The 20,442-nt window shown below is 63.8% G+C and carries 24 protein-coding genes and 1 riboswitch; of the genes, 11 read left to right on the top strand and 13 right to left on the bottom strand.

From position 1 onward, the window contains the following. Positions 1-28 precede the first annotated feature (28 nt). A riboswitch (FMN riboswitch) is annotated at positions 29-170 on the top strand. 80 nt (positions 171-250) lie between these two features. From ribB to QCL51_RS02490, 5 genes are all read left to right on the top strand, one after another. Next, entirely contained in the window at positions 251-901 is a 651-nt protein-coding gene (gene ribB / locus QCL51_RS02510; protein WP_103443417.1) for a 3,4-dihydroxy-2-butanone-4-phosphate synthase, read from the top strand. 245 nt (positions 902-1,146) lie between these two features. Further along, positions 1,147-1,389: an exodeoxyribonuclease VII small subunit gene (locus QCL51_RS02505; protein WP_003255380.1), complete on the top strand. Its 243-nt coding sequence runs from the start codon at positions 1,147-1,149 to the stop codon at positions 1,387-1,389. Next, a complete protein-coding gene (locus tag QCL51_RS02500) occupies positions 1,386-2,273 on the top strand; it encodes a farnesyl diphosphate synthase (RefSeq protein WP_021783938.1) in 888 nt (295 codons plus the stop codon). Before QCL51_RS02505 ends, QCL51_RS02500 begins: the two co-directional genes overlap by 4 nt. A gap of 177 nt (positions 2,274-2,450) precedes the next feature. After that, complete coding sequence (gene dxs / locus QCL51_RS02495) at positions 2,451-4,346, top strand: 1-deoxy-D-xylulose-5-phosphate synthase (RefSeq protein WP_103470211.1); 1,896 nt, start codon at positions 2,451-2,453, stop codon at positions 4,344-4,346. Between the two features lie 103 nt (positions 4,347-4,449). Continuing rightward, positions 4,450-6,321 carry a TonB-dependent receptor gene (locus QCL51_RS02490; protein WP_275966684.1) on the top strand — a complete coding sequence of 624 codons (1,872 nt, stop codon included), beginning with the start codon at positions 4,450-4,452 and terminating at the stop codon, positions 6,319-6,321. Here the strand turns inward: QCL51_RS02490 and QCL51_RS02485 are convergent. The 12 genes from QCL51_RS02485 to nrdR all read right to left on the bottom strand — a co-directional run bounded on the left by QCL51_RS02485 (position 6,299) and on the right by nrdR (position 15,052). Beyond that, positions 6,299-7,111: a cobalamin-binding protein gene (locus tag QCL51_RS02485; RefSeq protein ID WP_021783935.1), complete on the bottom strand. Its 813-nt coding sequence runs from the start codon at positions 7,109-7,111 to the stop codon at positions 6,299-6,301. The two genes, QCL51_RS02490 and QCL51_RS02485, sit on opposite strands and share 23 nt — an antisense overlap. Then, positions 7,111-7,530, bottom strand: coding sequence for a hypothetical protein (locus QCL51_RS02480; protein ID WP_021783934.1), 420 nt, complete (start codon positions 7,528-7,530; stop codon positions 7,111-7,113). The genes QCL51_RS02485 and QCL51_RS02480 overlap by 1 nt, the downstream gene beginning before the upstream one ends. After that, positions 7,527-8,144, bottom strand: coding sequence for a GTP cyclohydrolase II (ribA, locus tag QCL51_RS02475; RefSeq protein ID WP_003255389.1), 618 nt, complete (start codon positions 8,142-8,144; stop codon positions 7,527-7,529). The genes QCL51_RS02480 and ribA overlap by 4 nt, the downstream gene beginning before the upstream one ends. Before the next feature lie 180 nt (positions 8,145-8,324). Then, positions 8,325-9,068 (bottom strand): transporter substrate-binding domain-containing protein, encoded by a 744-nt coding sequence (locus QCL51_RS02470; RefSeq protein WP_028697791.1) that lies wholly within the window; start codon positions 9,066-9,068, stop codon positions 8,325-8,327. Between the two features lie 16 nt (positions 9,069-9,084). Further along, positions 9,085-9,588 (bottom strand): phosphatidylglycerophosphatase A, encoded by a 504-nt coding sequence (locus tag QCL51_RS02465; RefSeq protein ID WP_028697792.1) that lies wholly within the window; start codon positions 9,586-9,588, stop codon positions 9,085-9,087. Further along, positions 9,585-10,553 (bottom strand): thiamine-phosphate kinase, encoded by a 969-nt coding sequence (gene thiL, locus QCL51_RS02460; protein WP_021783931.1) that lies wholly within the window; start codon positions 10,551-10,553, stop codon positions 9,585-9,587. Before thiL ends, QCL51_RS02465 begins: the two co-directional genes overlap by 4 nt. Positions 10,554-10,571: 18 nt before the next feature. Next, complete coding sequence (nusB, locus tag QCL51_RS02455) at positions 10,572-11,072, bottom strand: transcription antitermination factor NusB (RefSeq protein ID WP_003255393.1); 501 nt, start codon at positions 11,070-11,072, stop codon at positions 10,572-10,574. Beyond that, on the bottom strand, positions 11,069-11,545 hold the full coding sequence (gene ribE / locus QCL51_RS02450) for a 6,7-dimethyl-8-ribityllumazine synthase (protein ID WP_003255395.1): 477 nt from the start codon (positions 11,543-11,545) through the stop codon (positions 11,069-11,071). The genes nusB and ribE overlap by 4 nt, the downstream gene beginning before the upstream one ends. 91 nt (positions 11,546-11,636) lie before the next feature. After that, the gene (ribBA, locus tag QCL51_RS02445) at positions 11,637-12,728 is read right to left on the bottom strand and encodes a bifunctional 3,4-dihydroxy-2-butanone-4-phosphate synthase/GTP cyclohydrolase II (protein ID WP_021783930.1); all 1,092 of its coding nucleotides are present in this window, start codon (positions 12,726-12,728) and stop codon (positions 11,637-11,639) included. Positions 12,729-12,746: 18 nt separating this feature from the next. Then, positions 12,747-13,412, bottom strand: coding sequence for a riboflavin synthase (locus QCL51_RS02440; protein ID WP_003255399.1), 666 nt, complete (start codon positions 13,410-13,412; stop codon positions 12,747-12,749). Positions 13,413-13,454: 42 nt separating this feature from the next. After that, positions 13,455-14,585 carry a bifunctional diaminohydroxyphosphoribosylaminopyrimidine deaminase/5-amino-6-(5-phosphoribosylamino)uracil reductase RibD gene (ribD, locus tag QCL51_RS02435; RefSeq protein WP_021783929.1) on the bottom strand — a complete coding sequence of 377 codons (1,131 nt, stop codon included), beginning with the start codon at positions 14,583-14,585 and terminating at the stop codon, positions 13,455-13,457. 2 nt (positions 14,586-14,587) lie between these two features. Then, on the bottom strand, positions 14,588-15,052 hold the full coding sequence (gene nrdR / locus QCL51_RS02430; protein WP_003255402.1) for a transcriptional regulator NrdR: 465 nt from the start codon (positions 15,050-15,052) through the stop codon (positions 14,588-14,590). Positions 15,053-15,158: 106 nt separating this feature from the next. Here nrdR and QCL51_RS02425 point away from each other — a divergent pair, with 106 nt between their 5' ends. From QCL51_RS02425 to trxA, 3 genes are read left to right on the top strand one after another with little or no spacing between them, the layout of a single operon-like run. Beyond that, positions 15,159-15,605 carry a YbaY family lipoprotein gene (locus QCL51_RS02425; RefSeq protein ID WP_021783928.1) on the top strand — a complete coding sequence of 149 codons (447 nt, stop codon included), beginning with the start codon at positions 15,159-15,161 and terminating at the stop codon, positions 15,603-15,605. Next, entirely contained in the window at positions 15,606-16,265 is a 660-nt protein-coding gene (locus QCL51_RS02420; protein ID WP_021783927.1) for a 50S ribosomal protein L11 methyltransferase, read from the top strand. It begins immediately after the preceding gene. 31 nt (positions 16,266-16,296) lie between these two features. Beyond that, a complete protein-coding gene (gene trxA / locus QCL51_RS02415) occupies positions 16,297-17,169 on the top strand; it encodes a thioredoxin (RefSeq protein ID WP_021783926.1) in 873 nt (290 codons plus the stop codon). 150 nt (positions 17,170-17,319) lie between these two features. On the opposite strand, the gene QCL51_RS02410 is transcribed toward trxA, so the two are convergent. Continuing rightward, complete coding sequence (locus QCL51_RS02410; protein WP_021783925.1) at positions 17,320-17,664, bottom strand: hypothetical protein; 345 nt, start codon at positions 17,662-17,664, stop codon at positions 17,320-17,322. A 129-nt stretch (positions 17,665-17,793) separates the two neighbouring features. Between QCL51_RS02410 and QCL51_RS02405 the strand changes: the two genes are divergently transcribed. The 3 genes from QCL51_RS02405 to QCL51_RS02395 are packed head-to-tail and all read left to right on the top strand — an operon-like array spanning position 17,794 to position 20,345. After that, positions 17,794-18,369 (top strand): DUF2796 domain-containing protein, encoded by a 576-nt coding sequence (locus QCL51_RS02405; RefSeq protein WP_021783924.1) that lies wholly within the window; start codon positions 17,794-17,796, stop codon positions 18,367-18,369. Then, positions 18,370-19,080, top strand: a complete 711-nt coding sequence (locus QCL51_RS02400; protein WP_021783923.1) for an ABC transporter ATP-binding protein — start codon at positions 18,370-18,372, stop codon at positions 19,078-19,080. It abuts the gene before it with no gap. Continuing rightward, entirely contained in the window at positions 19,080-20,345 is a 1,266-nt protein-coding gene (locus QCL51_RS02395; protein WP_021783922.1) for an ABC transporter permease, read from the top strand. Before QCL51_RS02400 ends, QCL51_RS02395 begins: the two co-directional genes overlap by 1 nt. The last annotated feature ends 97 nt before the right edge of the window (positions 20,346-20,442 follow it).

The following is a 20,442-nucleotide window of genomic DNA, read 5'->3' as shown; positions in this document are numbered from 1 at the left end:
AGTGAGGCGGCACTGTGCTGTATGCTTGGGCGGTCTTCAGGGCGGGGTGAAAGTCCCCACCGGCGGTAAATCGAAAGATGAGCCCGCGAGCGCCCCGACCATGTCGGGGGTCAGCAGATCTGGTGCAACTCCAGAGCCGACGGTCATAGTCCGGATGAAAGAAGGCGTTATGCAGGGGCCATCCGGGCGCCCTTGCGCGCGCATTTTGTTCGCCCCGAGACGTTCATCGATCATTCACGAGGAGCGTTTCATGTTCACCCAGCACCCCGCGCAATTCCCCAATGTTTCCGCCGCCATCGCCGCCTTCCAGGCCGGGCGCCCTGTACTGTTGCTCGACGATGACGACCGCGAGGACGAAGCGGACATCATTGCCGCCGCCGAGAACATTTCGCTGCAGACCATGGCCATGATGATTCGCGATTGCAGCGGCATCGTCTGCCTGTGCCTGGACGAAGCCACCGTCGACGAACTGCAGCTGGCGCCCATGGTGCAGAATAATCAGGCCAGGCACGGCACCGGTTTCACCGTTACCATCGAAGCGGCCGAAGGTATCACCACAGGGGTTAGTGCCCAGGACCGCATCACCACCATTGGCGCAGCACTGCGCTCCAGCGCCGAACAGCGCCATATCGTCAGCCCGGGGCATGTTTTTCCGCTGCGCGCCCGCAATGGCGGGGTGCTGACCCGCCGTGGGCACACCGAAGGCTCGGTAGACCTGGCGCGCCTGGCCGGCCTGCGCCCGGCAGCGGTCTTGTGCGAACTGATGAACCCCGATGGCACTATGGCCCGTGGTGAGCAGGTGGCGGTATATGCACGGCAGTACAATTTGCCGGTGCTGACCATCGAGGAACTGGCGCGGTACCGTGAAGCGATGGTGGAACGGGAAGCTGCTACGGCTTGATGGTTTTCTGCGCCTGACTTGAGGTAGATGGCGGCGCTGAAATCGAGCGCCGCCTGCGCGGCGCATCGCGAGCAAAGCTCGCTCCTACATTTTTTCGGGCCAGAAACATCTGTGCTGCGCGTGATCGCCTTGTTTGTTTCATACAGTATCGAGGTTCGCCCCAGAAGCCTGCTCCACACAAGTTTGCTCCCCCCGCCCCGCTCTGCTAGTGTCGCGCCGTTCTGAATGCCACCGAGACAGTCGCCATGGCCCGCAAAAAAGCCTCCCTCGATTTCGAGCAATCCCTCGCAGACCTGCAAGCACTGGTCGAGCGCCTGGAGAACGGCGAGTTGTCGCTGGAAGAGTCGCTGGCCGCCTTCGAACAAGGCATCGCCCTGACCCGTGATTGCCAGGGCGCCCTGGCCCAGGCCGAACAGAAGGTGCAAATTCTGCTGGAGCGCGACGGCGAACTGGCTGCCCAGCCCTTCGACGCGGAGCCCGAAGCATGATTGGCACCTACCAGGCCAGTTGCCAGGCGCGCGTCGACGCAGCCCTCGAACCGCTGTTCATCGCCCCGACCAAAGAGCTGGAACGCCTTTACGCCGCCATGCGCTACAGCGTGATGAACGGCGGCAAACGCGTGCGCCCGTTGCTGGCCTACGCGGCCTGCGAAGCCTTGGGCGCCCCGGCCGAGCAGGCCAACGGTGCAGCCTGCGCGGTCGAGCTGATCCATGCTTACTCGCTGGTACATGACGACCTCCCGGCCATGGACGACGACGATTTGCGTCGCGGCCAGCCAACCACCCACAAGGCTTTTGACGAAGCGTGCGCCATCCTTGCTGGCGACGGTTTGCAGAGCCTGGCTTTCAGTGCCCTGCTCGACCCATGCCTGAGCCCGCAGATCGACAGCATTCGCCTGGCCATGGTTCAGGTACTGTCCAAAGCTGCCGGCCCGGCCGGCATGGTCGGCGGCCAGGCCATCGATCTCGGTTCGGTGGGCCAGAAGCTGGACCAGCAGGCATTGGCGTTCATGCACCGGCACAAGACCGGCGCGCTGATCGAAGCCAGCGTACGCCTCGGCGCCCTGGCCAGCGCCCGCGCCGAACCGGCACGGCTGGATGCCCTGCAGACATATGCACAGGCCATTGGCCTGGCATTCCAGGTGCAGGACGACATCCTCGACGTGGAAAGCGACACCGCCACCCTGGGCAAACGCCAAGGTGCAGACATAGCGCGTGACAAACCGACCTACCCGGCCCTGCTGGGCCTGGAAGCCGCCAAAGCCTATGCAATCGAACTGCGCGACCAGGCGCTGGCCGCACTGCAAGGGTTCGGCGAAACGGCCGAACCGCTGCGGGCTTTGGCGCGTTACATCGTCGAACGCCGTAACTAAACAGCTTCACCTATCCCCGTAGGATCGGGTTTACCCGCGAATGCGATCTTGAATTTGCCAACGCATTCGCGGGTAAACCCGCTCCTACAGGGGGCCGCGTAACCTGTGGTCGAATGGGCACTTTTCCCACAATGGGGTAAACTGCCGCGTCTTCACACACCTATAACGACTCGCCTGATGCCCACGACGTTTCAAGAGATCCCCCGCGAACGCCCGGTCACGCCGTTGCTCGACCGCGCTGACACGCCTGCCGGCCTGCGCCGGTTGGCCGAAGCCGACCTGGAGACGCTGGCCGACGAACTGCGCCAGGAACTGCTCTACACCGTCGGGCAGACCGGTGGGCACTTTGGTGCCGGCCTGGGCGTGATCGAGCTGACCATCGCCCTGCACTACGTGTTCGACACCCCGGACGACCGGCTGGTGTGGGACGTGGGGCACCAGGCCTACCCGCACAAGATCCTCACCGGGCGCCGTAACCGCATGCTCAGCCTGCGCCAGAAGGACGGCATCGCGGCCTTCCCGCGCCGCAGCGAAAGCGAGTACGACACCTTTGGCGTTGGCCACTCCAGCACCTCGATCAGCGCCGCGCTGGGCATGGCCATTGCTGCCCGCCTGCAGAACAGCGCGCGCAAGTCGATCGCGGTGATCGGTGATGGCGCGCTGACCGCCGGCATGGCATTCGAGGCGTTGAACCACGCCCAGGAAGTCAATGCCGACATGCTGGTGATCCTCAACGACAATGACATGTCGATTTCGCGCAACGTCGGCGGCCTGTCCAACTACCTGGCCAAGATCCTCTCCAGCCGCACCTACGCGAGCATGCGCGAAGGCAGCAAGAAAGTGCTGTCGCGACTGCCAGGTGCCTGGGAAATCGCCCGTCGCACCGAGGAGTACGCCAAGGGCATGCTGGTGCCAGGCACGCTGTTCGAAGAGCTGGGCTGGAACTACATCGGCCCGATCGACGGCCACGACCTGCCCACCATGATTGCCACTCTGCGCAACATGCGTGATCTGAAGGGCCCGCAGTTCCTGCATGTGGTCACCAAGAAGGGCAAAGGCTTCGCCCCTGCCGAGATCGACCCGATCGGCTACCACGCCATCACCAAGCTGGAGCCGGCCAACAAGCCCGCCGCGCCGAAGAAAGCCAGCGGCCCGAAATATTCCGCGGTGTTCGGCCAGTGGCTGTGCGACATGGCCGCCGCCGACAACCGCCTGGTGGGCATTACCCCAGCGATGAAGGAAGGCTCGGACCTGGTCGACTTCAGCGAGCGCTACCCTGAGCGCTACTTCGACGTTGCGATCGCAGAGCAGCATGCCGTGACCCTGGCGGCCGGCATGGCCTGCGAGGGCAGCAAGCCGGTGGTGGCGATTTACTCCACCTTCCTGCAGCGTGCCTACGACCAGCTGATCCACGACGTGGCGGTGCAGAACCTCGACGTGCTGTTCGCCATCGACCGTGCCGGCCTGGTCGGCGAGGATGGCCCGACCCACGCCGGCAGTTACGATCTGTCGTACCTGCGCTGTATCCCAGGCATGCTGGTGATGACCCCCAGCGACGAGAACGAGCTGCGCAAGATGCTCACCACCGGCCACCTGTACAACGGCCCGGCAGCTGTACGGTACCCGCGTGGTACCGGCCCGAATGCGCCGATCAGCGGTGACCTGCAACCACTGGAGATCGGCAAGGGTGTGGTCCGCCGCCAGGGCGAGAAAGTGGCCCTGCTGGTGTTCGGCGTACAACTGGCCGAGGCCATGCAAGTGGCCGAACAGATCAACGCCACAGTGGTCGACATGCGCTTCGTCAAGCCGCTGGACGAGGCACTGGTGCTGGAGCTGGCAGGCAGCCATGAGTTGCTGGTAACCATCGAAGAAAACGCCATCATGGGTGGCGCGGGCGCTGCTGTGGGTGAGTTCCTTGCCAGCCAGGCAGTGCTCAAGCCGCTTCTGCACCTGGGGCTGCCGGATATCTATGTCGAGCATGCCAAGCCTGCGCAAATGCTGGCTGAGTGCGGGCTGGATGCGGCCGGGATCGAGGCCTCGGTGAAGGCCCGCATGGCCAGGCTCGGCCTCTAGGGCTCTTTCGCGGGTGCCCCGCTCCTACAGGGACTGCACAGTGCTCAAGATCTGTGGAAGTCCTGTGGGAGCGGGTTGACCCGCGAATGCTTTGGAACTGCCCATGAAGAAGTCTGCCTGCGCCGCAATTCTCTGCGCTCCAACATTCCTTCTGGCCGCTGAACGCGACGACGCCCTCAAGCTCCCCGACGTGCTGATCAGCGCCAGCCGCCAGGTCGAGTCGCGTACCGCCACCAGTGCTGCAAACACGGTTTTCACCCGCTCCGACATCGACCGCCTGCAACCCACCAGTGTCACCGACCTGCTCTCCCGCGTACCGGGCGTGCAAGTGGCCCCCACCGGTGGCCGTGGCAGCCTGCCTGGCATCTTTATCCGTGGCACCAAGGCGGCGCAAAGCCTGGTGCTGGTCGATGGCGTACGCATCGCCAATGCCACTTCGGGCGACAGCGGCCTGCAGTTTCTGGACGTCGACCAGATCGAGCGGGTTGAAGTGCTGCGTGGCTCGCGCTCGGCAATGTACGGTAGCGATGCCATTGGTGGGGTGATCCAGATCTTCACCCGACGCAGTAGTGGCCCCGGCCTGCAGCCACGCCTGCGCATGGCCGCCGGCAGCAACCAGACATTCCAACGCAGCCTGGGGCTTTCTGGCGGCAACGACACGACTCGCTTCAACCTTGGCGCCAGCCTGGATGAAACAGCCGGCATTGACTCGACCGGGCCATCCTTCGCCAGCGATGGTGACCACGACGCCTACCGCAACAAGGCGTTGAACCTTAGCCTGAGCCATACCTTCGGTGAGCGCTTCGAAGCCGGCCTGAACCTGCTCGATAGCCGTGGTCGCAGCGAGTACGACAACCCGTTCGGCGGCTTCGACCCCGTGACCTTCGAGAGCTTCGGTCAACAACCCTACACCGACTTCAGCGTCAGCAGCCTGGGCAGTTACGTTGACGTTCAGTTCACCGAAGCCTGGCATTCACGCCTAGAACTGGCACATAGCGAGAACCGTGACGACAAACGCGACAAACTCAGCGCTGAGCGCTTCGTGTTCAACACCTACCGCGATCAGGCTACCTGGCAGAACGACTTGGCCTTTGGCGAGCAGAACACAGTACTGATCGGTGGCGACTGGTACGAAGACCGCGTACACGGCAGTACCGATTTCACTGAGGACAGCCGCTGGAACCGTGCCGTGTTCGCCCAGCACCGCTATCAGGGCAAGCAGTTCTCCACTGAGCTGGGCGTGCGCCATGACCGCAACCAGCAGTTTGGTGGCCAGACCACCTGGAGCGGCAGCCTGACCGTACCGCTGAACGCGCACAACGATGTGCTGCTTTCCTACAGTGAAGGCTTCCGTGCTCCAACATTCAACGACCTGTATTACCCACAGTTCAGCAACCCGAATCTGGACCCAGAGCACTCCAGAAGCTACGAGCTGCAATGGCGCAGCCAGCTGACTGCAGAGAGCCGGCTGGAGACTTCGCTGTACCGCACCGACCTGCGCGACGCGATCATCTTTGGCCAGGACTCGATACCCCGAAACGTCGCCTCGGCACGAATCAATGGCGTGGAAATGGCGCTGGCGCAGCAATGGGGCGCCTGGCACAGCCAGCTTGGCCTGGCGCTGATCGACCCCCGCGACCGCGACACTGGCCACACCCTCGCACGCCGCGCCCGCCGCACCATGAGCCTGGACCTGGACCGTGAGTTCGGGCGCTTCAGCGTGGGCGCCAGCTGGCAGGCGGTCAGCAGCAGTTATGACGATGAGGCCAACCGCAACCGCATCGGTGGCTATGGTCTGCTGGGATTGCGCGGCAGTTGGGCGGCTAGCGACGACCTGAAACTCGAAGCCAAACTGGATAACCTGCTGGACCGCAGCTACAGCCGCGCCCTTTACAGCTACGAGGGTGCGTATCACCCTTACCGCGAAGAGGGCCGCACTGTACTCTTGAGCATCACCTGGACCCCGGCGCTTTAGCGTCCAGCAACGCACACAAGCGGGCGGTGGCTTCGATCATCTGCCCGCTGGGGCGCTCCAGCCCTTTGTCCGGCACCACCAGCAGGCGACCATCAGCAACCGCTCGAATCTGCGGCCAGGCTTTCCAGCTGGCCAATTGCGCCTCATCGGCTGCCAGGATGACCTGCGGATTACGCAGCAGCACGGACTCCACATTCACCTGTGGCGCCGGCTGGCCAAGGTCGGCGAACACATTGCGCGCCCCGCACACGGCCAGGGCGTCGGTCACCACCTGGCGGCCACCGAGCGTGTACAACGGCCGATCCCAGACTTGATAGAACACCTGCAAGGGTTCATCACGCCGATACTGCTGGCGCAGCTGCTGCAGCCGCTCACGAAGGGCTCGCGCGTATGAATGGCCTTGCTCGGCACGCCCGATACGCCCGGCAATGGCCTCGATCTGCTCGATCAGCTGGCTGATGTCGTGGGGTTCGGCGCTGAAGGTGGCGATACCCAGGCGCTTGAGCTGGTCGCGCTGGGCCGGTGGCACACTGCCTGGCCACAGCAGCAACAGGTCAGGGCGCAGGCTGAGCAGGCGCTCCATGTTCAGTTGCCCCTGGCGCCCGACCGAAGGCAAGTGGCGCAGCGCAGCCGGCCGTTCGCCGCCATCGAGCACGCCCACCAGCAGGTCGTCGGCCTGCAGCTCAAGCATGATCTCGCTCATAGAAGGGGCCAGACTGACAACACGCAGCGGTTCTGCAGCCAGCACGGTACAGGCGAACAACGCCAGCAGGCCAGGTAGCAGTCGCATCAGCCTAACTGGCGCGGAATACGATAGAGGTACAGCACTACAACCGTCGACAGTGCGAGCAGAATCTGCGGCACAGCCTCCAGGCCGACCAGCACCGACAGTGCGGCGACCCAAGCCGGAAAGCAGGCATACAGCATGGCCATGCGCCGTACCCGCGCCAGTTCGATCCAGGCAGTGGGTTCTTCGCCCGTGCCAAGCACCTTGGAGGTGGCAATAAGTGCGCGCTTGTAGGCGCCGAAGCGCGGCAGGCTGAGAAACATGGTAGCCGCACCGGCGATGAACAGTGGCATGGCCAGCACCGGGATCAACGCATCGCCTCCCCCAAAGGCCCAAGCCATGACAGGCAGCGGCACCAGGCCCACCGCCAGGTACTGCCACCAAGCCAGGGCCAGGCGCCGCTTGACCTCGGCGCGGGTCACGCCTGGGGCACCTCGCCCTGGTGTTCATTGCCCAGCATGTGGCCCAACTTGCCGGCCTTGGTCGCCAGGTAGTAGCGGTTGTGCGGGTTATGCCCGGTGTGCAGCGGCACACGCTCGGCAACCACGATGTTCATGTCGGTCAGGGCTTTGACCTTGCGCGGATTGTTGGTCATCAGGCGCAGCGACTTCACGCCCAGGTGCTCGAGCATCGGCAGGCATATGGCGTAGTCACGCTGGTCGGCAGCAAAGCCCAGGCGTTCGTTGGCCTCTACGGTGTCGGCGCCGCCATCCTGCAGTTCGTAGGCGCGAATCTTGTTCAGCAAGCCAATGCCACGGCCTTCCTGACGCAGGTACAACAGCACCCCACGGCCTTCGCGGGCGATGGCCTGCAGCGCGGCTTCCAGCTGCGAGCCGCAGTCGCAGCGCTGGCTGAACAGTGCATCGCCGGTCAGGCACTCGGAATGCAGGCGCCCCAATACCGGCTGGCCGTCCGCGATATCACCCAGGCTGAGCACCACATGCTCACGGCCTGTGGCTTCGTCTAGGAAACCATGCATGGTGAAGGTCGCGAAGGGCGTCGGGAGTTTAGAGGCGGCAACAAAGACGACGGGCACGTTGTGCTCCTGGAATAAGTAGGAAATTTCTCGTGGGCCGATTGTATCAGCAGGTTGGGGGATGTGGGCTGGCTGTATACAGTGGGTTAAGATCGAAAAATTCGATACTTATTAAAAGCCACCCCTCAATCAAAAGCCCGCTGCCACAGCGGACCGCGCTATACCTTGATGTATTCAGTCTCAGTGCGGGCGACTATCCGCATTGAATGGATAGGGCTGTTTCCAGTGCTCGAAAATCGGCTTCAGCTCGCCGCTACGTACCAGCTCTTTCATGCGCTTGTCGAACAGGTCGCGCAGGGCCTTGGCTTGGTCGTTACGGGCGAAGGCCAGGTACAACGGCAACTCGGCCACATGAGTACGGCGGAAGCGCTCGGGCTGGGAGGCTTGCCCGAGCACGTAGTCGATCTCGGTCAGTGCATCGATGTAGTAGTCCACCCGGTCATGGTCGAGCATTGGCAAAATGCCCTCGCGACGCTGGATTTCGCGGAACTCGTGCACATTGGGCAAGTAGCTGCCGTAATCGTAACCACGCACCCAGGCCAACCGGTACTTGCCGATGGTCTCCAGGGTAGGCGCAGGTTTGCTGGCCAGCCCCAGGGCATAGATATGGTCCATATCGAAGTGCCAGCGCGGGTACAGATTGTAGTCGTTCTCTTCCTTGTACGAGCCAACCCAGGCGTCAGCCTCGCCGCGCTTGACCAGGCCAACCGCCCGGCTGTAGGGCGCGCTCTGGGTAACCACCTTGACCCCGGCCGGCTCGAACACTTTGCGCAGCACATCCCAGGCTACCCCGGTACCGTCGGCGTTGGTGTAGTCGAGCCACTCCTCGCTAACCAGATGGATCTGTTTCGGCACGCCCTCGGCAGCCATTACCCACGGGGCAACACTCAGCAGCATTGCCAGCAGCACAGTCCTTATGGCCATTCACGCGCCCCCTGTTTCAGGCAACCGCCCACACCAGAACCTGCATGCCCAGCCAGGCAAACACGCCGGCCAGGATATCGTCGAGCATGATGCCGACGCCCCCGTGCACATGGCGGTCGATCCAGCGAATCGGCCACGGCTTTAGGATGTCGAAGAAGCGGAACAGCAGGAACCCTGCCAACAGCCACTGCCAGCCCTCCGGCACCAGCCAGAGGGTGATCCACATGCCGACAATCTCGTCCCAGACAATGCCTTCATGGTCGTGTACGCGCAAGTCATTGGCAACTTTGCCACACAACCAGAAGCCAAACAGCATGCTCACGCCGAGCAACAACCAGTAACCCCAGTCGGGCAGCATCTGCCACAGCGGGATGAACGGTATGGCCACCAGCGAGCCCCAGGTACCCGGCGCCTTGGGCAAGGTGCCAGAACCAAAGCCAAAAGCGATGAAGTGCCACGGGTTGCGCCAGACCGAAGGCGGAACGAACTCCGCAGGCACCTGATTGGGGTGATCGGTCACGGTATCTCCCTGAAGTGTTGATAGCCCCGCTGAACGGGAGTGATGTCCTGGCCCTGCGCGTCGCGCAAGGTCACGCCTTGCCCTTCGAGCACACGGCCGACGGTATGCACTTCGATAAAATCGAAGGCTGCCAAGGGCGCCAGCGCCTCTGGTGGCAAGGTGAAGGCCAGTACGTAGTCGTCGCCACCGGTAAGCGCCGCCTTCACCGCTGCTTCCCGGCCGAGGAAGGCCTCCAGAGCAGGAGACACTGGCACTTGCGCCAGGTTCACCTCCAACGCGACACCGGATGCCTTGGCAATATGCCCACAGTCGGCGAGCAACCCGTCGGAGATGTCCAGCGCCGCCGTGGCCCGGCCACGCAGCAGGGCACCGAGCGTGAGCTGCGGCATCGGTGACCAATAATGGGCCAGCAGCGGTTCGGCCTGCGCGGCAGGCGCCTCGCGCTCACCCAGCACCAGCGGCAATGCACCGGCGGCCTTGCCCAGCGAACCACCGACACACAACAGGTCACCCGGCCTTGCACCGCTGCGGCGCAAGGCCTGGCCAGCCGGCACGCGGCCGAACACGGTGACGGTGATACTCAGCGGGCCGCGCGTAGTGTCACCACCGATCAGGCTCATGCGGCAACGGTGGGCCATGCGACCAAGGCCGTCGGCATAGGCCGCCAGCCAGTCCGGGCCAACATCAGGCAGGGTCAGTGCGAGGGTGAAGCCGATTGCAGTCGCGCCCATGGCTGCCAGGTCACTGGCCGCCACAGCCAACGAACGCTGGCCGAGCAGCAACGGATCGCAAACAGCAGGAAAGTGCACCCCGGCGACCAGGGTATCGGTCGACACCGCCAGTTGCTCACCGGGGGGAAGGTCCAGCAGGGCGCAGTCGTCGCCGATACCCAGCGCCACGCCCTCGCCGCCCCGCGCACAGGGCGCCGCGGCGAAGTAATGGTTGATCAGCTCGAACTCACCCATGGCCAGGCAGCGCCAGGATCAGCGCTTGTTCGCCTTGACTTCTGCTTCACGCAGCGCCGGAGCGAGCTTGTCCAGTACGCCGTTGACGAACTTGTGGCCGTCAGTGGCACCGAAGACCTTGGCCAGTTCCACACCTTCGTTGATCACGACGCGGTACGGCACGTCGACGCGCTTGATCAGCTCCCAGGTGGACAGGCGCAGCACGGCCAGTTCGACCGGGTCGAGCTCTTCCAGTGCGATGGTCATGCAAGGCACCAGCGCCTTGTCGATTTCGCCCTTGATTGCCGGGACCCCATGCAGGATCTCGCGGAAATAGGCACCGTCGACATCGGTGAAATCGTTATCCACCCGGAACTGCGCTTCGATCTCGTTCAGCGAATGCTGGGCCATGTGCCACTGGTAGAGGGCCTGGGTCGCGAGCTTGCGGGCTTCGCGGCGCTTGGCGCTCTTCGAGGGCTTGCCGGCATCCGCAGGTTTTGGATCGCGCGGGTTGAAACGATCGCTTTCGTCGCTAATCACTTGGCCTCCAACTGCGCCAGCAGGCTGACCATTTCCAGTGCGGACAGGGCAGCTTCAGCACCTTTGTTGCCGGCTTTGGTGCCAGAACGCTCGATGGCTTGCTCGATGGAGTCGACGGTCAGTACGCCGAAGGCCACCGGAACACCGAACTCCATGGACACCTGGGCCAGGCCCTTGGTGCATTCGCCCGCCACGTATTCGAAATGCGGGGTACCGCCACGGATCACGGCGCCCAGGGCGATGATCGCGTCGTAGGCGCCTTGCTGGGCGACCTTCTGTGCCACCAGCGGGATCTCGAATGCACCCGGGGCACGGATGATGGTGATGTCGCTTTCGCTGACACCATGGCGTACCAGGGCGTCAACGGCACCGCTTACCAGGCTTTCGACAACGAAGCTGTTGAAGCGGCCAACCACCAAAGCATAGCGACCTTTGGGGGCGATGAAGGTACCTTCGATGGTCTTCAGGGTCATTCCGATATTCTCATCTTCAAGAGCGAGGCCGCATACAAGCGGCCTCGACAGGGGTCTGGACTCGAGCAGAGGGCGTCAATGCCGCCTCAAGTCACTCGGAGGGCACGTATTCTACAACTTCCAGATCGAATCCGGATATCGCGTTGAACTTCATAGGCGAACTCATCAGGCGCATCTTGCGCACGCCGAGGTCGCGCAGGATCTGCGAACCGGCACCCACAGTGCTGTAGGTGGTCGGTGCCTTGGTCGGCGCATCGCCCGCACTTTCGCGGATGTGCGCCAGCAGCACGTCGCCGTCCAGCGGATGGCCCAGCAGCAAGACCACACCGCTACCGGCCTCGGCCACGGCGGCCATGGCCGCGCGCAGGCTCCAGCGGCCTGGCTGCTTGACCAGCAGCAGGTCACGCAGTGGGTCCATATTGTGTACCCGTACCAAGGTCGGCTCTTCGGCGCAGATCTTGCCCAGGGTCAAGGCCATGTGCACGTCGCCTTCGACCGCGTCACGGTAGGTGACCAGGTTGAACTCACCCAGCTCGCTCTCCACCGATTGCTCGGAGACACGCTGCACGGTGCGCTCGTGGATCATGCGGTAGTGGATCAGGTCGGCGATGGTGCCGATCTTCAGGCCGTGCTCGGCGGCGAACACTTCCAGTTCGGCGCGGCGCGACATGGTGCCGTCGTCGTTCATCACTTCGCAGATCACGCCGCTTGGCTCGAAACCGGCCATGCGCGCCAGGTCACAGGCGGCTTCGGTGTGGCCGGCACGCGCCAGCGTACCGCCTGGCTGGGCCATCAGCGGGAAGATGTGACCTGGGCTGACGATGTCTTCGGCCTTGGCGTCCTTGGCAGCAGCAGCCTGCACAGTGCGTGCGCGGTCGGCGGCGGAAATACCGGTGGTGACGCCTTCGGCGGCTTCGATCGACACGGTGAACTTGGTGCCGAAGCCAGAGCCGTTGCGCGGTGCCATCAGCGGCAGCTTCAGCGTTTCGCAACGCTCGCGGGTCATCGGCATGCAGATCAGGCCACGGGCGTGCTTGGCCATGAAGTTGATGTGCTCGGGCAGGCAGCATTCGGCTGCCATGATGATGTCGCCTTCGTTCTCGCGGTCTTCGTCATCCATCAGGATGACCATTTTGCCCTGGCGGATGTCTTCGACCAGTTCTTCGATGCTGTTGAGCGCCACGCGGCACCCCCTTCTCAATCAGGATTTCAAGAAGCCATTGGCGGCCAGGAAGCTTTCGGTAATGCCACTGCCCTTGCTCGGTTCGGCGGCCTTGTCACCCAGTAGCAAGCGCTCCAGGTAACGGGCCAGCAGGTCGACCTCAAGGTTTACCCGACGCCCTGCACGGTAATCGGCCATGATGGTTTCGGACAGAGTGTGCGGGACAATGGTCAGCTCGAACTCGGCGCCATTGACCTCGTTGACCGTCAGGCTGGTGCCGTCGACGGTGATCGAACCCTTGTGGGCGATGTACTTGGCCAGTTCCTTTGGTGCACGCACGCGGAACTGGATGGCGCGAGCGTTATCGCTGCGCGAAATGATTTCGCCGACCCCGTCGACGTGGCCGCTGACCAGGTGCCCGCCCAGGCGGGTGGTGGGCGTCAGGGCTTTCTCCAGGTTGACCTTGCTGCCGCTCTTGAGGTCGATGAAGGCGGTACGCTTGAGGGTTTCGACGCTGACATCGGCCCAGAAGCCGTCGCCCGGCAGCTCTACGGCCGTGAGGCAAACACCGTTGACGGCGATGCTGTCGCCGAGCTTGACGTCCCCCAGATCGAGCTTGCCGGTCTCTACGTAGACGCGCACGTCACCACCCTTGGGGGTCAGACTGCGGATGGTGCCGATGGATTCGATGATGCCGGTGAACATGGGGTCTTCCTCAAAAACGGTTTGCGCGGGGCAAGCCCGGCATTATACGCCGGGCGCCGGCAGGGGGATGGCCGTGACCCGCCAGTCATCGCCCACTGCGCGCATTTCGGTAATTTTCAGCCGCGGGGCCTCGCTCATCTTTTCCAGTGGCCAGTCCAGCAATGGGCGGGCCTGGGAGCCGAGGAAAGTGCCGGCGACGAACAGCTGGAACTCATCGACCAGGCCCAGCCGGGCAAAGGCACCCACCAGGCCGGCACCAGCTTCCAGCAGGATTTCGTTTACGCCGCGGGCGGCCAGGGCCTGCATCAGCGCCGCAAGGTCGACCTGGCCATTGTCGCCCGGCAAGCTGAGCAATTCGTGGCCGGCAGCGGCATAGCGCGGGTCATCTGCGACAGCAGTCACCACAAGAGCCGGGCCGGCCTGGAAGAACGGCGCAGCCAGTGGCAGGCGCAGGCGGCCATCGATCAACACTCGCAAGGGTGTGCGGCTGAGTGCCAGGGCGGTGGTTTCGGCATCCAGGCCCAGCTCGGCGCCACGCACGGTCATGCGTGCGTTGTCTGCCAGTACACTGGCGGCGCTGGTCAGCACCACGCTGGAACGGGCGCGCAGGCGCTGTACCGCCGAGCGGGCGGCCGGGCCGGTGATCCACTGGCTTTCACCACTGGCCATGGCGGTGCGGCCATCCAGGCTCATGGCCAGCTTGGCGCGAACGAACGGCAGGCCGTGCTCCATGCGCTTGAGGAAGCCTGGGTTGAGGGCGCGAGCCTCGGCTTCGAGCACCCCGCTGGCCACTTCGATTCCGGCTTCGGCCAGGCGCCGCAGGCCCTGTCCCGCCACTTGCGGATTAGGGTCCTGCATGGCGGCTACTACACGCGCCACACCGGCCTTGACCAGCGCTTCGGCACACGGCGGCGTACGGCCATGGTGGCTGCATGGCTCCAGGGTGACGTAGGCACAAGCCCCGCGGGCAAGTTCACCCGCCTGACGCAGGGCATGCACTTCGGCATGCGGCTCGCCGGCGCGTACGTGCCAGCCTTCGCCAACCACCTCGCCATCACGCACGATCACGCAGCCTACCCGCGGGTTCGGGTGGGTGGTGTACAGGCCTTTGCGCGCCAGCTCCAGCGCGCGGGCCATGTAGTGGGCATCAAGGATGGCGGCTTGGCTGGGCATGTTCACTCTTTAGCTGGCTCACGGGCCAGGCGGTCGATTTCTTCGCGGAACTCGTCGAGGTCCTGGAAGCGCCGGTACACCGAGGCAAAGCGGATATAGGCCACTTCATCGAGTTTGCGCAACTCGGCCATGACCATTTCACCGACCACCAGCGATTTGACTTCGCGTTCGCCAGTGGCACGCAGCCGGCTCTTGATGTGCGCCAGCGCGGCTTCCAGGCGCTCGACGCTGACCGGACGCTTTTCCAGCGCCCGCTGCATGCCGGCGCGCAGCTTTTCTTCGTCGAAGGGCTGGCGTGTGCCGTCCTGCTTGATCAGCCGGGGCAGCACCAGCTCGGCGGTTTCGAAGGTGGTGAAGCGCTCGCCGCAGGCCACGCATTCACGGCGGCGGCGCACCTGCTCGCCCTCGGCGACGAGGCGAGAGTCGATGACCTTGGTGTCGTTGGCACCGCAAAAGGGACAGTGCATGGTGGCAGGCAACAAAAAAAGGGAGGGTCATGGTAGCGCATTGCACTGGCAAGACAAGCCAAAGGGGTTAACATCCATGGGAAATATGCCCGTGAAGGACTCCCCCATGCACTACCGAGCGCTCGTCGTGCTGTGCTGCGCCGCTCTGCTCGCTGCCTGCGGCAGCGACAGGCCAAAGACCGATAACCCGGCGCCCACGCCAGCCCGCTCGGCCAAGGCCGAGGTACTGGGCCCGCTACCGGCCTACCAGCGCGAGCTGAGCGGCACCTTGCTGGAAGTCCCGGCGGGTGCCGACGTGGAACTGGCCTTGCTGGTCATCGACGAACGCGACCGCCCGCAGCGCCTGCTGGCCAGCAGTAACCTGACCGGTACTGGCCAGGCACTGCCCTACCACCTGCGTTTCAACCCCGAAGCCTTCCCGCCTGGTGCCCGGGTCGAACTGCGTGGCCGCGCCAGCAACTCCGGCCAGCTGATCATGCACCTGCCCCCGGTGCGCATTACCCAGGCACAGACCCAGGCCACCGGCCCGTTGCGTTTCGAGAAGGCGCCTTAAGTGGCGCCGCTGGCCCTGCAACAGGCCCTCAGCGGCCTGATCGGCGAGGCGCGCCTGATCGTCAGCGAACTGCCCGATTGCGACCTGAAGCTATGGCTGATCGACGACCAGAACATGGATCGCGCCTTCAGCAGCGAAGAAACCCGGCGCATTCTCGAAGAGCCGCCCTATTGGAGCTTCTGCTGGGCCAGTGGGCTGGCAATGGCCCGCTACCTGGCCGAACGCCCGGAGTGGGTGGCGGGCAAGCGCGTGCTGGACTTTGGCGCCGGCTCTGGTATCGCCGGCATTGCTGCTGCACGCGCCGGTGCACTGGAAGTGATGGCCTGCGACCTCGACCCGCTGGCCCTTGATGCCTGCCGTGCGAATGCGGCACTGAACGGGGTGACACTAAGCTACAGCAGCGATTTCTTTGCCGAGGAAGACCGCTTCGACCTGATCTTGGTTGCCGATGTGCTGTACGACCGCGCCAACCTGCCGCTGCTGGATGCCTTCCTGAGCCGCGGTCGCCAGGCCCTGGTGGCCGACTCGCGAGTACGTGACTTTCGCCACCCGTTGTACCAGCAATTGGGCGTGCTCGAAGCACTGACCCTGCCGGACCTGGCCGAGCCACACGAATTCCGCCGGGTCAGCCTGTACCACGCCAGCCGCGACACCTTATAGTGTTGCCATACACGAGTTTGCGAGAGTCGCGATGACCCAAGACACGCCTTACATTTTCGACGCCACCGATACCAACTTCCAGCAACTGGTGATCGAGAACTCCTTCCACAAACCGGTGCTGGTGGACTTCTGGGCCGAGTGGTGCGCCCCCTGCAAGGCACTGATGCCATTGCTGGCAAAGATTGCCGAGGGTTACCAGGGCGAGCTGCTGCTGGCCAAGATCAACTGCGACGTGGAGCAACAGGTGGTTGCCCAGTTCGGCATCCGTAGCCTGCCGACAGTGGTTCTGTTCAAGGACGGCCAGCCGGTAGACGGCTTTGCCGGGGCACAACCGGAATCGGCGATCCGCGCCATGCTCGAGCCGCATGTACAAATGCCAGCCGCGCCCACCGCCTCGCCACTGGAGCAGGCGAAAGCGCTGTATGCCGAAAGCCGTTTTGCCGAAACCGAAGCGCTGTTGCAGACGCTGCTGGGTGAGGACAACAGCAATGCCGAAGCGCTGATTCTGTATGCCCGCTGCCTGGCCGAGCGTGGCGAGTTGGGCGAAGCGCAAGTGGTACTGGATGCGGTCAAGACTGACGAACACAAAGCTGCACTGGCCGGTGCCAAGGCCCAGCTGACCTTCCTGCGCCAAGCCGCCAGCCTGCCGGAAGTGGCTGACCTTAAAAGCCGTCTGGCACAGAACCCGCAAGACGACGAGGCGGCTTATCAGCTGAGCATTCAGCAACTGGCGCGCCAGCAGTATGAGGCGGCGCTGGAAGGGCTGCTGAAGCTGTTCCAGCGTAACCGTGGCTACGAGAACGGGCTGCCGCAGAAGGCGCTGTTGCAGGTGTTCGAATTGCTGGGTGGCGATCACCCGCTGGTTGGTGTTTATCGTCGCAAGCTGTCGGCGGCGATGTTCTGAGTGACCTTGAAGCCTGCGCTGTACCTGTGGGAGCGGGCATGCCCGCGAAGAAGCCAACGCGGTGGATGGCACCGGCTCCGCCGGTGTTCGCGGGTAAACCCGCTCCTACAGGCGACCGCGCAGGCTTTGCTCCAACAGCGAAAACAGCGCTCACCCTAACCAGTGATAAACCGGCGCATCCACGCCACTCTCCACCTTGACCTCACTGCTGTGCCGCAAACGCACCAGCAGCCGTTTGCCCGCCGCCGTACTCCCGGCCAATCCTTCGAGCCGGTCCAGCAATTCCGGCCCGCTCATCTGTCCTGCCAGACGCAACACATCACGCGCCGCAGCCCACTGAGCGTCATTTTGGCGCGGCCCGGCCACCGCAGCTGTCGCAGCCGCCTGGGCTGCCACCGGCACCTCGGTCTGCCGCCCCAGTTGCCCCCACTCCTCAGGCGTCAGCTCGATGGTCAGGTCCACCGGCCAGTCACCAATCTGTCCACGAATTCTCACGATGCTTTCCTTGAGGTCACGTCAATGTCCCCATGCTACCGCAACATGAAACTTGGCCACACAGACTGGCAGCACGCAGAAAAGTTGTTATAACATAACCGAATCTTTCAGCCCGCTCCGGAGTCGTCCATGCGTCGCCTGCTGCTCGCCCTGCCCTTCGCCTTGCTGCCACTGGCCGTTGCCCATGCCCACGATGACCATGATCATGACCACGCCCACGGCTCGCTCGGCGCCCACGAGCATGGCGTGGCCAAGCTCAACGCGGTACTCGATGGCAATACCCTGGAACTGGAGCTGGATAGCCCGGCAATGAACCTGGTCGGCTTCGAGCATGCCGCCAGCAGCGATGCCGACAAGGCCAAAGTCGCCGCCGTGCGTCAGCAACTTGAACAACCACTGAAGCTGTTCGGTCTTTCTGGCGCCGCAAACTGCAAAGAAGACCAGCAGGCACTGGAAAGCCCTCTCTTCGGTGACGCCTCCAAGGCCGATGACGAGAGTGACGAACACGAACACGGCCATCAGCACAGCGACATCGGCGCCCACTATCAGCTGACGTGCGCCAACCCCGACAAACTGACCCAGCTGGACCTGGCGCCGCTGTTCAAGGCCTTCCCCGCCACCCAGAGAATCAACGTGCAACTGATAGGCCCCAATGGCCAGAAAGGCGTGGAAACCACGCCGGCCAAGGCAGCGGTCGCCTTCTGAATGAACCAGCCGTTGATCGATCTGCATGACCTGGTGTTTGCCTGGCCAGGCCACCCGCCGCTGCTGGATATTCCGGCATTGCGCCTGGACGCTGGTGAAGCACTGTTTCTCAAAGGCCCTAGCGGCAGTGGCAAGACGACCTTGCTGGGCCTGCTGGGCGGGGTGAACGTGCCGGCCCAGGGCCGCATCCAGTTGCTCGGCCAGGATCTCGGCAGCCTGAGCCAGGGCGCCCGCGACCGCTTTCGGGTCGATCACACAGGGTACATCTTCCAGCAGTTCAACCTGCTGCCGTTCCTCTCGGTACGTGAAAACGTCGAGCTGCCCTGCCGCTTCTCGCGCAGCCGCAAGGCACGCGCCGAGCAGCGCCATGGCAGTGTTGACCAGGCGGCCAGCACGCTGCTGACCCACCTGGGCCTGGGCGACCCTGCCATCCTTGCCCGCCGCGCCGACAGCCTGTCGATCGGCCAGCAGCAGCGGGTCGCAGCCGCCCGCGCACTGATCGGCCAGCCTGAGCTGGTGATTGCCGACGAACCGACCTCGGCTCTGGATGCAGACACCCGCGAAGCGTTCATCCGCCTGCTGTTCGATGAGTGCCGCGCCGCCGGCGCCAGCCTGCTGTTCGTCAGCCACGACCAGAGCCTGGCACCGCTGTTCGACCGCCACCTGTCGCTTGCTGAACTGAACCGTGCCGCCAAGCCCCGGGAGGCCTGATGTACCTGCTCCGCCTTGCCTTGGCCAGCCTGGCCAACCGCCGCTTCACCGCGTTTCTGACCGCCTTCGCCATTGCCCTGTCGGTGTGCCTGCTGCTGGCTGTAGAGCGTGTCCGTACCGAAGCCCGTGCCAGCTTCGCCAGCACCATCAGCGGCACCGACCTGATCGTCGGTGCACGCTCTGGCTCGGTGAACCTGCTGCTGTATTCGGTGTTCCGCATTGGCAACGCGACCAATAACATCCGCTGGGACAGCTTTCAGCACTATGCGCAGGACCCACGGGTGAAGTGGGCAATCCCGATCTCGCTGGGCGATTCGCACCGTGGCTACAGAGTGATGGGTACCACCACAGATTACTTCAGCCATTATCAGTACGGCCGCCGCCAGCATCTGGAACTGAGCCAGGGGCGTGAGTTTGCCAACGACCCCTTCGAGGTGGTGCTCGGCGCAGAAGTGGCCGAGGCATTGCACTACAAGCTGGGTGACAGGCTGGTGCTGGCCCACGGTGTGGCCGCGATCAGTCTGGTCAAGCACGACGACAAGCCGTTTACCGTGGTCGGCATACTCAAGCGCACCGGCACACCTGTCGACCGCACCTTGCATATCAGCCTGGGCGGCATGGAGGCGATCCATATCGACTGGCACAACGGCGTACCCGCCCGTGGCGCCGGGCGCATCAGCGCCGAGCAGGCCCGTACGATGGACCTGCAACCTGCTGCCATCACTGCATTCATGCTTGGCCTGAACAGCAAGATCGCAACCTTCAGTCTGCAGCGGGAAATCAACGAATACCGCAGCGAGCCATTGCTGGCGATCCTGCCTGGGGTAGCCCTGCAGGAGCTGTGGAGCCTGATGGGCACTGCAGAGCAGGCATTGTTCGTGGTGTCACTGTTCGTGGTGCTGACCGGTTTGATCGGCATGCTCACGGCGATTCTCACCAGCCTCAACGAACGCCGCCGGGAAATGGCGATCTTGCGCTCGGTCGGGGCCCGGCCTTGGCATATTGCAGGGTTGCTGGTAATGGAAGCACTGTCACTGGCGTCGGTCGGGATCGTGGCCGGGCTTGGCTTGCTATATGCGGGTATCGCCCTGGCACAGGGGTATGTGCAGGCCAACTATGGTTTGTATTTGCCACTGGCTCTGCCGAGTGCTCATGAATGGACCTTGCTGGCTATCATCCTGGGGGCGGCGTTGCTGATGGGCAGCGTGCCGGCGTGGCGGGCCTACCGGCAGTCGCTGGCCGACGGCCTGTCCATCCACCTCTGAGTGCGCGTAATGATCAAACACCTCACCGCCTGCTTCGCGGGCTCGCCCGCTCCCACAGCAAGCCCCGCAGGCTTCGGACCTTGGGCAGTACCTGTGG

Source organism: Pseudomonas sp. LTR0 (assembly GCF_036630035.1).
GTDB lineage: Bacteria > Pseudomonadota > Gammaproteobacteria > Pseudomonadales > Pseudomonadaceae > Aquipseudomonas > Aquipseudomonas putida_Y.
This window is presented reverse-complemented; position numbering and strand designations above follow the sequence as displayed.